This window comes from Pseudomonas sp. DTU12.3 (genome assembly GCF_004124275.1).
GTDB lineage: Bacteria > Pseudomonadota > Gammaproteobacteria > Pseudomonadales > Pseudomonadaceae > Aquipseudomonas > Aquipseudomonas helmanticensis.
Genome location: NZ_CP027218.1, coordinates 4949098 through 4961307 on the forward strand (window position 1 = coordinate 4949098; position 12210 = coordinate 4961307).

At 58.0% G+C, this 12210-nt stretch carries 13 protein-coding genes and 1 pseudogene; 4 read left to right on the plus strand and 10 right to left on the minus strand.

Annotation, left to right across the window (positions count from 1 at the left end; all coding sequences use genetic code 11):
* Positions 1-231 precede the first annotated feature (231 nt).
* Positions 232-1104: a LysR family transcriptional regulator gene (locus C2E19_RS22720; protein WP_129395174.1), complete on the minus strand. Its 873-nt coding sequence runs from the start codon at positions 1102-1104 to the stop codon at positions 232-234.
* Between the two features lie 121 nt (positions 1105-1225).
* Here C2E19_RS22720 and C2E19_RS22725 point away from each other — a divergent pair, with 121 nt between their 5' ends.
* From C2E19_RS22725 to C2E19_RS22735, 3 genes are all read left to right on the plus strand, one after another.
* Positions 1226-1666 (plus strand): PACE efflux transporter, encoded by a 441-nt coding sequence (locus tag C2E19_RS22725; RefSeq protein ID WP_129395175.1) that lies wholly within the window; start codon positions 1226-1228, stop codon positions 1664-1666.
* Between the two features lie 126 nt (positions 1667-1792).
* Positions 1793-3217 carry an MFS transporter gene (locus C2E19_RS22730; protein WP_129395176.1) on the plus strand — a complete coding sequence of 475 codons (1425 nt, stop codon included), beginning with the start codon at positions 1793-1795 and terminating at the stop codon, positions 3215-3217.
* Between the two features lie 154 nt (positions 3218-3371).
* A complete protein-coding gene (locus C2E19_RS22735) occupies positions 3372-3926 on the plus strand; it encodes a hypothetical protein (protein WP_129396167.1) in 555 nt (184 codons plus the stop codon).
* Between the two features lie 104 nt (positions 3927-4030).
* Here C2E19_RS22735 and C2E19_RS29460 read toward each other — a convergent pair whose 3' ends face one another.
* From C2E19_RS29460 to C2E19_RS22760, 6 genes and pseudogenes are all read right to left on the minus strand, one after another.
* Positions 4031-4570, minus strand: coding sequence for a methyl-accepting chemotaxis protein (locus C2E19_RS29460; RefSeq protein ID WP_232013121.1), 540 nt, complete (start codon positions 4568-4570; stop codon positions 4031-4033).
* 3 nt (positions 4571-4573) lie between these two features.
* Positions 4574-5350 (minus strand): annotated as a pseudogene (locus C2E19_RS29465) (PAS domain-containing protein); the annotation flags it as partial.
* 542 nt (positions 5351-5892) lie between these two features.
* Positions 5893-6906 carry an ABC transporter substrate-binding protein gene (locus tag C2E19_RS22745; RefSeq protein WP_129395178.1) on the minus strand — a complete coding sequence of 338 codons (1014 nt, stop codon included), beginning with the start codon at positions 6904-6906 and terminating at the stop codon, positions 5893-5895.
* Entirely contained in the window at positions 6903-7430 is a 528-nt protein-coding gene (locus C2E19_RS22750; protein WP_129395179.1) for a sigma-70 family RNA polymerase sigma factor, read from the minus strand. The genes C2E19_RS22745 and C2E19_RS22750 overlap by 4 nt, the downstream gene beginning before the upstream one ends.
* Before the next feature lie 167 nt (positions 7431-7597).
* The gene (locus C2E19_RS22755; RefSeq protein ID WP_129395180.1) at positions 7598-8389 is read right to left on the minus strand and encodes a phosphate/phosphite/phosphonate ABC transporter substrate-binding protein; all 792 of its coding nucleotides are present in this window, start codon (positions 8387-8389) and stop codon (positions 7598-7600) included.
* 141 nt (positions 8390-8530) lie between these two features.
* Positions 8531-9472 (minus strand): fatty acid desaturase, encoded by a 942-nt coding sequence (locus tag C2E19_RS22760; protein ID WP_129395181.1) that lies wholly within the window; start codon positions 9470-9472, stop codon positions 8531-8533.
* A 325-nt stretch (positions 9473-9797) separates the two neighbouring features.
* Between C2E19_RS22760 and C2E19_RS22765 the strand changes: the two genes are divergently transcribed.
* Entirely contained in the window at positions 9798-10217 is a 420-nt protein-coding gene (locus tag C2E19_RS22765) for a GNAT family N-acetyltransferase (protein ID WP_129395182.1), read from the plus strand.
* A 128-nt stretch (positions 10218-10345) separates the two neighbouring features.
* Here the strand turns inward: C2E19_RS22765 and def are convergent, their stop codons facing one another.
* The 3 genes from def to C2E19_RS22780 all read right to left on the minus strand — a co-directional run bounded on the left by def (position 10346) and on the right by C2E19_RS22780 (position 12195).
* Positions 10346-10885, minus strand: coding sequence for a peptide deformylase (gene def, locus C2E19_RS22770; protein WP_129395183.1), 540 nt, complete (start codon positions 10883-10885; stop codon positions 10346-10348).
* A gap of 2 nt (positions 10886-10887) precedes the next feature.
* Entirely contained in the window at positions 10888-11838 is a 951-nt protein-coding gene (locus tag C2E19_RS22775) for a YihY/virulence factor BrkB family protein (RefSeq protein WP_129395184.1), read from the minus strand.
* Positions 11839-12003: 165 nt separating this feature from the next.
* Entirely contained in the window at positions 12004-12195 is a 192-nt protein-coding gene (locus C2E19_RS22780) for a CsbD family protein (RefSeq protein ID WP_003227408.1), read from the minus strand.
* Positions 12196-12210 lie beyond the last annotated feature (15 nt).

Below are 12210 nucleotides of genomic sequence, written 5' to 3' on the forward strand. Positions count from 1 at the left end.
AGGAGCTGCCGCAGGCTGCGATCTTTTGATCTGATCTTTTAAAATCAACATCAAAGATCGCAGCCTTCGGCAGCTCCTACAGTTTTAGGTGAAGCTCACAAATACAGCGTTGAAACACAACCCTGTGGGAGCGGGCTTGCTCGCGAAGGCGTCGTGTCAGTTGGCATTTGCTTATCTGGCGCACCGCTTTCGCGAGCAAGCCCGCTCCCACAGGGGGAATATGTGTTGGGTTTAGTGGCTGAGCAGGTCGACGAGGGCCAGTGCGCCTTTCTGTAGTGGCTGGCTCTTCAGCCACACCGCGTGCACCGGCATCACCAGACCGTTTTCGATGTTGCGGAAATTCAGGCGTTTCAGCCTTCCGTTGTCCAGGCGCGGCTGCACCACCGACAACGGAAAATTGCCCCAGCCCAAACCCGCCTCGACCATTTCCATCGCGGTCTCAAGACTGTCCGTGCGCCAATACGACTGCGCCACCAACGGCCGCGTTTCGCTGATCGGCAAATCACGACTGGCGACGATGATCTGCCGCACATGCACCAGGTCCTCGAGAAACAGATCCTGCCCCTGCAACAACGGACTGTCCGCTGCCAGCGTGGCGATCATCCGTTCGCTGCCCACGAACTGGAAGCGCTCCAGCACGTTGACGCTCAAACCGGCGAACGTCAGGCAAACACTGACGCGACCACTGTGCAAGAGCGCCAGCACGTCATCCTGTGGCGCGGTCAGCACTTCGATGTCGAGCAGCGGATGACGTTCGGCGATCACCTTGATCGCCGCCAGCAAGCGCCGCCGGTCGATGTCGGCCACCACACCGATCGACAACTTGCTCTCCAGTCCCAGCGACAACTCCACCGCATGCACTTGCAGTTGCTTGAGTTGTTCGGCAATCAGTCGCGCGTGCGGCACCAGTGCCAATGCCATCGCCGTGGGTTGCGGTTCGCGATGGCTGCGGTCGAACAACAGATAACCGAGTTCAGCCTCAAGGTTGCCAATGCCCATGCTCACCGCCGAGGGGACTTTTCCTAATGCTCGCGCTGCCGCAGAAAAAGAACCGCGTTCAATGACGGCAAGGAACAGCTCGATACTGTCACTGTTGAAATTCACTTCTCACACCTATCAATAAATCTGAAAGCTACCGACTTTTTCTGTCAGCCCTATTGAAGCTATCTTTCGTCGCCTTCGCCAGTCCCGCTGGCCAACAAACGGCAACAAAGAGGCAATTCCCATGCAAGGCGTCAAACGCAAACTGGTCTACGTGTCGCTTTACGAAGTGATCGGCATGACCTTCTCCGCCCTCGGCCTGGCACTGTTGTCCGGCACTTCGCCGGGCAGTACCGGGCCATTGGCAGTGATCATCACCACCATCGCCGTGACCTGGAATTTCATCTACACCTCGATGTTCGAACACTGGGAAAGCCGCCAGGTCTCGCGCACCCGCACGGTCAAACGCCGTATCGCTCACGCTATCGGCTTTCAACTGACGTTGATCGTATTCCTGATCCCGTTGATTGCCTGGTGGATGAACATCAGTCTGGTGCAGGCATTTTTGCTGGATCTGGCGTTGATCATTTTCATCCCGTGCTACACGTTCGCCTTCAACTGGCTGTTTGACCGGATTTTCGGTTTGCCGGCCTCGGCGCTGCCAGATTCGGCGGCTGCGGCATAAATCATTAATTGGTAAGGAGATATTGCAAGAAATCAGCGCTTTCCCGGCGCAAATCGCTGATCTTCACAATCCGTGAACTCCGATAGCAGGCTAAGCTTTTCCATCAATAAAAAAATGGATCTGCCCATGACTGCACACGCCCCCGCCGCCGCGCAAAGCGACGGCATCGACCCGATCCGCGCCGCCCAGGTGTCCGCCCGCATCGACCGCCTCCCTGCGGTCGCGACGATCTGGCGGCTGGTGGCGCTGTTGTCGATCGGTGGTTTTTTCGAACTCTACGACTTGTTCCAGACCGCCTACATCAGCCCCGGCCTGATCCGCGACGGCATCTTCGCCACCGGTAATCAGGGTGTGTTCGGTTTCTCCGATCAGGCGGCGTTTGCCTCGGCAACATTTCTTGGCCTGTTCCTCGGCGCCAGTCTGCTCAGCCCGTTGGCGGATCGTTTCGGCCGTCGTGCGATCTTCACTTTCGCGCTGATCTGGTACACGGTCGCGACGGTGTTGATGGGCGTTCAGAGTTCGGCGCTGGGGATTATCTGCATGCGCTTTCTGGTCGGCATCGGTTTGGGCATCGAGCTGGTGACCATCGACGCCTACCTCTCGGAACTTGTGCCCAAACGCATGCGCAGTTCGGCGTTTGCCTTCGCGTTTTTCGTGCAGTTTCTGTCGGTGCCGGCGGTGGCGTTGATGTCCTGGTGGCTGGTGCCGCAAGCGCCGTTCGGCATCAGCGGCTGGCGCTGGGTGGTGCTGGCCAGTGCGGTGTTTGCGCTGTTTATCTGGTGGCTGCGCAAACGCCTGCCGGAGTCGCCGCGCTGGTTGGCGCAGCATGGCCGCTTCGATGAGGCGAACCGGATTCTCGACCACATCGAGGCACGTTGCGCGAAGGATCACGGCAAGCCGCTGGACACTCCCGAAGCCGTTGCCGTCGACGTCGAAGGCAAGGGCCGCTTCGCCGATATCTGGCAGCCACCGTATCGCCGTCGCGCGTTGATGCTGATCGTTTTCCACATCTTCCAGGCCATCGGTTTCTTCGGTTTCGGCAACTGGTTGCCAGCGCTGTTATCGGGCCAGGGCGTCAGCGTCACCCACAGCCTGATGTATGCCTTCATCATCACCCTCGCCTACCCGCTCGGGCCGTTGCTGTTCGTCAAGTTCGCCAACCGCTTCGAGAACAAATGGCAGATCGTCGGTTCGGCCCTCGGCGCGATGACCTTCGGTACCTTGTTCGCCCTGCAGACCAGCGCATTCGGGCTGATCTTCTGCGGGGTGATGATCACCTTCTGCAACGCCTGGCTGAGCTTCAGTTATCACTCGTACCAGAGCGAACTGTTCCCGACCAACATCCGCGCACGGGCGGTGGGGTTCTGTTATTCGTTCAGTCGCTTGTCGACGGTATTCAGCAGCCTGTTGATTGGTTTTTTCCTCGACAGCTTCGGCACGCCGGGCGTCTTGGCATTCATCGCCAGCAGCATGCTGATCGTGATGCTGACCATCGGTTACTTCGGCCCGCGCACTCGTAATCTGGCGCTGGAGAACATTGCCCATCGCTGAGCAGGCAGCGGTCATCGTCTGCCGCGCAACGGCAAGGGATGACCGCTTCACTTCTGAGCAAAGACAACAAACAATTGAAATACGAGGACTTATCCGCAAGGCACGGTAATTGCTGCGTAACCGACGTCAGCAATTACCCACAGGCCCAGTCATCATGTTGGTCAACGCCAAACAACCGCTAATCATCCACCTGCCCAAGCAGGTCAATGACGACGCAACGGCCACTGCGGCCGCCGGTCTGCAGAGCGGCCTGCACGGCGCCATGCTGCAAACCCTGCAGAATCAGACTCAACTGCAATCCACGCAGACCGCCTCCACCGTGCAGGCGTCGGCCACCCAGATCGCCACGCAGCAAGTCAGCGCAGCGACGCGCATCAGCGATAACGTCGACGAGGCTTTCGCCAAGACGCGCGTCAGCCTGCAATCTACCGATACCTCCGATGCCACCAAGACCACCGGCACTTCGGCCACCGACCAGTTCAAGGACTACATGAGCAAGTCGCCGGAACAGCGCCTGCGCGACAGTATCCTCCAGAGCATGGGCATCACCGAAGACGACATCAAAGCCATGCCGCCGGAGAAACAACTGGCCATCGGTAAAGAGATCGCCGAGCGTTTGCAGGACAAAATGAAGTTGGCGGAATCGGAGAAAAACAACGACGTGAAGGACAGCGATAAAGCGGCGGACAAGTTCCTCGCCGCCCTCTGATCGCCTGATCTGTAGGAGCTGCGGCACGCTGCGATCTTTTGATCTCGATTGGAAAAAAATCAGGATCAAAAGATCGCAGCGTGCCGCAGCTCCTACAGGGCCAGTCAGTTCAGTTGCAGGGTTTCATTGAACTGACTGATCGCATCCACCACATGCCGCGATCCCTGCTGAATTTCCTGAATCACCGCCCCCGCCTCGTTCGCCAGTTCCACGCCAAGCCCGGTGCGGCTCAAACTCGATTGCATGCTCGACACCGCACTCAACGACAAATCATGGTTCTTGCGCACCACGTCGACGATCTCCAGGGTTGCCTGACTGGTCCGTGCCGCGAGACTGCGCACCTCATCCGCGACCACCGCAAAACCACGTCCATGTTCACCGGCCCGCGCCGCTTCAATCGCCGCGTTCAGTGCCAGCAAGTTGGTTTGATCGGCAATTCCGCGAATGGTCTGGACGATGGTGCCGATGATGTCCGATTGCTTGCTCACCGCATCGATACTCACCGCCGCCTCGTTGAGGTCGCGTGAGATGTCCTGAATGATCTGCACGGTTTGTTGCACGACTTGCGAGCCCTTTTGCGCGCAGGCGTCGTTTTGCACCGAAGTGCTGTGGGCGGATTCAGCAGCATTCTGCAAGGTGGTCATCTGATGGGTGATGTCGCTGGCGAACTTGACCACTTTGTACAAGCGGCCCTTGGCGTCGAACAGCGGATTGTACGAGGCTTCGAGATAAACCATCTGCCCGGACTTGTTCTTGCGCTCGAAACGATGGGAGTGATATTCGCCGCGATTGAGCGAGGCCCAGAATGCCTTGTACTGCGCCGATTCGGATTCGGCTCGATGGCAGAACAGGCTGTGATGATGCCCGACGATTTCGTTCAGCGAGTACTGCATGGTTTGCAGAAAGTTGTCGTTGGCGCTGATTACATTGCCTTCAGGAGTGAACTCGATCACCGCCATGGAACGGCTGATCGCCGCCAGCATGCTTTCTTCTTCGTGTTCTTTGTTAACCCGTGCGGTGATGTCCGCGGCTACCTTGATCACACTTTTGACCTGCTTGTCGGCGCCATACACCGGCATGTAACTGGCTTCGAGCCAGATCTCCTTACCGCTCTTGTTCAAGCGCAGAAACGTCCCGCTGATCGGCTCTCCCCGGGCCAGGTCGCGCCACAACCGGGAGTAATCCTCGCTGCGATAGAACGCTTCTTCACAAAAGATCCGGTGATGTTTGCCACGGACTTCTTCGGCGCTGTAGCCCATGGTTTTGCAGAAGTTTTCATTGGCATCGAGAACGATACCCTCGGGGGTGAACTCGATCATTGCCATTGAACGGCTGATCGCTGCCAACTTGGCATTGGCCTCGGTCAGGGCACAGCTGAATCGCTCGATTTCCTGCAGGTCAGCCTTGTGATGTAGGTTGAACATGGTTGAATCACCTTCTGCGCGGTCTTTTGATTTGATGAAAGTTCAGTTCTTTCAAGATCTACCACTACGTTCCACAGAACAGGCGCACGCATTCCTCCACGAGAGGAAGTTGTCAGGTGATAAATGATGGTCAATCGGAGAGTCCATATAGCGACGCTCTAATCAAGACATCCTTCTCTTGATAGCCCGCACCGGGGCCAGCCCTAACGCGTTGAAGAACTTCCATGTACAAAATGCTCCTTGTCGGTTCAGTGTCGGTGCCTTGGCTTGCGCACTCTGGCAGCATGAATTCACTCACTAACCGTGCACGGTCGACATAGTTAGTTACAGGTGAGCATAGACAGCGCAAGGCCTTGCGCAAGGCCATTAGTCGGCCAGTATCTGGCACTTTTTGCACAAGAAACGGTTCAGCTAGAAATGAATTCCCCCGTGTAGGAGCTGCCGGAGGCTCGGGCCGCGATCGGACGATCTTTTGATTTTGTTTTTAAAGACAAGATCAAAAGATCGCAGCCTGCGGCAGCTCCTACACGGGGGAGTTGTGGTTAGAGGTTGTTGCTGACTTGGCTGGCGATTTCTGCGGGCACCCAGGCTTTCCAGATTTGTGGCTGATCACGCAGGAAGGCTTCGGCCACCACTCTTGGCTGCAGGCGTTTTTCGCTCATCCCGGCCAAGGTCTGGTTCAACAGATCGATCGGCAGATCGACCTTTTCAAAGAATGTCACCAACTGCGGGTATTGCGCCTTGAACGACGCTGACACGCCAATCGCCAGGCTCGCCGGCATCGAGCGTGTGCCTTTGGGATTGGGATTATTGGCATCGGCGAGGGTCTTCCAGGCCTCGGCGTCGAACGGCGGTTCATCCAGTTTTACCAGTTTGAATCGGCCCAGCAGCGGCGTCGGCGACCAGTAGTAGAACAACACCGGTTTGCCACGCTTGATCGACGACGCCACCTCGGCATCCAGTGCCGCGCCGGAACCGGTGCGGAAGTTGACGAAGCTGTCATTCAGCGCATAGGCCTTGAGCTTCTGACTGTTGACGATCTCCGAAGTCCAGCCGGTCGGACTGTTGAGGAAACGCCCGCGAGTCGGGTCTTCCGGGTCACGGAAAACGTCCTTGTAGCGCGGTAGATCGGCCACCGATTTCAGCTCCGGTGCGAGCGCTTTGATCCCGCGTTCCGGGTCGCCCTTGATCACATATTCCGGTACCCACCAACCTTCGGTGGCGCCTTTGACGGTGTCACCCAAGCCAAACACCTTGCCCTCGGCGGCGGCCTTGACCCACGCCGGACTGCGCCCGGCCCATTCTTCGCCGATCACCTGAATGTCGTTTTTCGCCAACGCCGCTTCGAGGCTGACGGTACTGCCCGGCAGCGTGTCGGTGGGGTAGCCGTAACCTTTTTCAACGATCAGGCGCAACACTTCGGTGATGAAGCTGCCGCTCTCCCAGGTGATGTCGCCAAAGTGGATCGGTGCGCTTTTCTCCGCCGCTGAAACGGCGCCGACGCTCAGGCTCAGCGCCAGCAGCGAACGGCCAAGCAGGGTCTTGATCGATCTCATGCGGACCTCTTGTCTGTCAAAAATTGATTGGCGCTGTGGCGATCGCACAACGCTTGGGAACGGTTCATGTACACGCTGACCGAACGCTGGGAGATCCCCAGTTCGGCGGCGATTTGCGGGTAGGTCAGGCCATCGATGCGCGCCAGCAGAAAGGTCGAGCGAACCTTGCCGGGCAGTCGTTGCAGGCTGTGGTCGAGGCGCTTCAGGGCTTGCGTCAGTTGGGCGAATTCTTCGGGCGAATTGGCCACGTCTGTGTCGATCTGCTGCGCATGACGGCGCTCCAGATCGGCACGCCGCCAGCGTTGATAAAGCAGACGCTGGGCGATGGTGGTGAGCAAGGCACGAGGTTCGCGAATCGCCGTCAGGCTGGGCGCTTCGAGCAGTTGCGCGAAGGTTTCGGCGGCGATGTCTTCGACGCTCGCGGTGTCGTGCAGATGACGCCGCAGATAATTGCAGAGCCAGCGGTGATGGGCGCGGAACAGGCCGTCAACCGAGTGATGATGGGAAAAGTCGGCGCCGGACATAGGGGCTCCTTGATGAGGGGTCGCTGAATGTCCGGTGTTCCGGTGGCGCGATCGTAGCAAGGCGCTTTATGCATTAATAATATTTAAATTTCATTCAGTTATTCGATTTGGAGATATAAGATCAAAAGATCGCAGCCTTCGGCAGCTCCTACAGGGGTTGCGATCTTTTAACGTAAACGGCCGTAACCTAAATCTTCCGCTTCATGTTCATAGTCGAGTACAACCTGGTAATCGCTTTCGTTGGCCGGCAACACTTCTGGCAACCCCAACGTCTGCGCAACATCGGGAAGCTCAGCGAGGCTCTGGTTCATCACCTGACGCAGCCTTTCAATCTGTTCATCCGTGGCGCTGGCAACGGTGATAAAGGGCAAGGTCGGGCTGAACGCACTGCGCGCCACCACTCGCAAACCGCGAACTTCTTCCGGCGCATATTGCGCGAGGCAGGCATACGTCACGCTGTCGATGGCGGCCACGTCGGCGCGTTTGCTACGTAACCAGCGCAGGCTTTCGCGGTGACCGCCGCTGATGCCAAGGGTGGCGAAAAACTGCCCGTCGCGATGCAACGGCGCCAGGCGCTGGCGCAACAGATTCATGCCGCTGTTGGAGTCTTCGCTGTTGATCACCGCGCGGCTGTTGCGAAACGCTGCCAGGGTTTTGCGTGGATCATCGGCGCGGCTGAGAATCAGGCTGCAATGGTTGCCGCCGCTGGCATCGGGGAGTTCGTAACGCGGGCGGCCGATGATGCGCACTTTGCCACGCAGCACGGTCATCAGCGGGTAGCCGCAGGTATGCGTGAGCAGCAGATCAGGGGATAACCACAGTTGTGGCAATGACAGTTGTTCGGCATTCAGGCGGGTGTGGCCGAGGTGTTCGAGGATGCGCGCGAGCCAGCGTTCATTGGCCACGCGGATCGGTTCGGGGGCGACGTACATCAACAGCTCGGCGTGGTGTTGGGTCATACACATATTCCCTGACAACTGATTTCCAATGTGGGAGTGAGGCTGCTCGCGAATGCGCTGTGTCATTCGAAACATTTTTTTCTGAAACAACGCATTCGCGAGCAAGCCCGCTCCCACAGGGATTAACGCGGCGTTCCTCGGTTAATGGTAGGGATGCTCGGGGCTGTCGATGGATTTGAAGCCATTCTGGCGCCACAACTGCCCGTACCCTTGCACCACAAACCCGCCGCTACGAGCCACCCATTGCGCGCGATTCGCTCGATAAACCCTGGGCAAGTCGTACCATGCAAGCTTGGGCAAGTCGTGATGCACCAGATGAAAATTCAGATTGAGAAACAGCCAGCGCCATGGCCAGCCCGCTTCGTTGAGCACCGTGCGCTGCTCCGGTTGCGCGTGCGGACGGTGTTCATAGTAGGAGCGAATCATCGCGATCGACAGCGCCGGCACGCTGATCAGCAGCAGGTAATGCCACACCGGTAACGCACTGTATTGCGCGATGAACCCGAGCATCAGCAAGGTGCAAAAACCGTGGGTCAACCACATCAGCCAGGCCTGGCGCTCACGGTTTTTCAAGCGTTGCAGCTCTTGCGCAGCCAGCGCCAACAGCGCCAGTGGTGCGCCAATCAGGAACCGGCCGAGCACGGTTTTATTCAGCCGATGCAGACTGCGTTCGAACAACGAACTGCCCTGCCAGCTCGCGCGGGTCAGGTAACGGCTTTCCGGATCGACGCCGGGCACTGTCAGATCCTCATCGCGGTGATGCAGCAAATGGCTGTCGCGATAGAGCGTGTATGGATACCACACGGCAAACGGCGCATAGCCCAGCACTTTGTTGAAAGCAATCCAGCGCGTCGGATGCCCATGGAGCAATTCGTGTTGCACCGACAACCACAGCACCAACAAAGGAATCAGCAGCAATGTGCTCCAGCCGAGGCCGAGCCATGCACTGTTGAGTACGATGGCAAACCAGCCGCCATACACACCGATCAACAACAGCCAGGTCGGCCATTCGGTGCGGGCAGTCAGGCGTTGGCGCAGGGCTTCGATGTGCTGGCGGTGGGCGGCGTCGAAATAATGGGACATGGCTGTACTCACAGCAGGGATCTTCTCCTGCTGTGCAACGACGTCGCTGAATCTTGCAGATTATTTTCAGGTTCAGGCAGGAGCCCGAGAACCGGGCTCCGGAAAGGCGTGATCAGTGGCCGAAGATGTCGACTTTCTTGGCTTTCTTCTCCGCGCGTTTTTCAATCGCGGTCTTGGCCGGTTTCTTCTTCGCGGCTTTCTTTGAATCCATACCTTTGGACATGATGCGTACTCCACTCACAGGGGATGTGAGGTCAGGTATACACCTATCCGTCGGCGCGCGTTCTTTTATAATCGGCGCTTTTCCCACCGACAGTCCAAACCCATGCCCGACACCCGATACAGCCTGCTCGACGAGTCTTTATGGCCGTTGATGAACAAGTTTTACCGCAGCCATCAATCGTCGATGAAAGCCGTGCGTGACGCGCAATTGTGGGTGGCGCGCCGTGGCGAAATTGTCGCCGCATTGTGTTTGCGGCCGGTGGCGGGCGGGCATTGGTTGACCGGATTGTTCGTTGATCCGGGGTGTCGCGAACAAGGGCTTGCTGCGCAGTTGATCGCGGCGGCGGTGCAGGAAGTGCATGAGCCGGTGTGGCTGTTCTGTCATCCGGATTTGCGCGGTTTTTATGAGCGGCGCGGGTTCAGTTTCAACCCGGCCCTGCCCCAGGCGATGGCGGAGCGGTTGAGCCGGTATGCGCGGAGCAAGCCGATGATTGCGATGGAAAGGGTTCCCGCTCAATCCTGAAGGACATGCAAAAACCAATGTGGGAGCGAGCCTGCTCGCGAAAGCGGTGTGTCAGTCACAGAATCTGTCACTGATATTGCGCATTCGCGAGCAGGCTCGCTCCCACAGGGTATGTACTGGGTCTTGGATCAATCGTCAGCTGTGGGATCAAGATCCGGGAACATCACTTCTGTATAACCGAACTTGCTGAAATCGGTGATGCGCGACGGGTACAACCGGCCGATCAGGTGATCGCACTCGTGCTGCACAACGCGCGCATGGAAACCCGCAGCAACGCGCACCACCGGCTCGCCCTTCGGATCAAAACCCTCGTAGCGAATCTGCTGATAGCGATCCACCGCACCGCGCAGACCCGGCACCGACAGACACCCTTCAAAGCCCTCTTCCGTCAACGGACTCAGCGGTGTGATCAGCGGATTGATCAGGATCGTCTGCGGCACGGCTTCGGCGTCCGGATAACGCTCGCTGTGCTCGAAACCGAAGATCACCAGTTGCAGGTCAACGCCGATCTGCGGCGCGGCAAGCCCAACGCCACCGACGCTTTCCATGGTCTGGAACATGTCGTCGATCAGTTGCCACAGCTCGGGACTGTCGAACATTTCGGCCGGCACCGGCGGCGCAATGCGCAGCAGGCGCTCGTCACCCATTTTCAGAATTTCACGGATCATGATCAGGCTTCGTCAGTGTCCGGCTTGAGCGAATGATCGCGGCCCAGGCCCGAGACATGTTGTTTGGGTTGTTCATCGAGTTCGCCGGGGACTTTCTCGCCCGGGTCCTTGCCCTCGCTGGACATGTGCTCGATCACCGCGTTCATTTCCGCACCGAGCAACAGCACCGCAGCGGAAATGTAGAAGTACAGCAACAGCACGATGATTGCGCCGATGCTGCCATACATCGCGTTGTAGTTGGCGAAGGTTTTCACATAAAACGCGAAGCCCAACGAGGCGATGATCCACACCACCACCGCGAGTACCGAGCCGGGGGTGATGAAGCGGAATTCCTGTTTGACGTCAGGCATCACGTAATAGATCAGCGCCACCGCGACCATCATCAGGATGACGATCACCGGCCAGCGCGCGATGGTCCAGACGGTGACGATGACTTCCTCCAGCCCGACCTGCGCGGCGATCCAGCCCATCACCTGCGGCCCGAGCACCATCAGCGCGGCGGCCATCAGCAACATGCCGGCAATGCCGACCGTGTAGAAAACCGACAACGGGAAGCGCTTCCAGACAGGCCGCCCTTCGACCACATCGTACGCTGCGTTCATCGCGCTCATCATCAAGCGCACGCCGGCAGACGCAGTGTAGAGGGCGATGACGATACCGACTGAAAGCAAGCCGCCCTTGGACTGCTGCAACTGGTCGATTACCGGGTTGACCGATTCCAGCGCCTGCGGCGGCAGAACCAGTTCCGATTGCAGGCGCAGCCAGGAAAAGAAGTCCGGCAGGTGCAGGAAGCCGATCAGCGCGATCAGGAACAGGATGAACGGGAACAGCGAGAACAGCATCTGGTAGGCCAGCGCCGAGGCGTAGGTCGACATCTCGTCGTCGACGAACTCTGTGACCGTGCGCACCATCACGCGGTGCAGGGGCAGACCTTTCATGTCCGGGAATATCATTCGCGTCTCCTTTCGCCGCTATACAGGTTTGAAGTCGTGGCGACTCAGGGGCCGTTTTTTACATCAAGGTAGCTTACTTGGCGAACCTTGATGGGCGTCAGCAGAATTTCGACACAAAAACGGCCATCCTTGGATGGCCGCTCGTGTAATTCGTTCAAGGCTGAATTACGCCTTGTCGACGCCTTTCTTGATAGCGTCTTTGGCTTTGCCGACCGCTTGTTGGGCTTCGCCTTTTTTCTCTTGAACCTTGCCTTCGGCTTGCAGCTTGGTGTTGTCGGTGGCTTTACCGACGCCTTGCTTGACGTTGCCGACCGCTTCGTTGGCCATGCCTTTTACTTTATCGCCTGTGCTACTCATGGTGTTTCTCCTTGG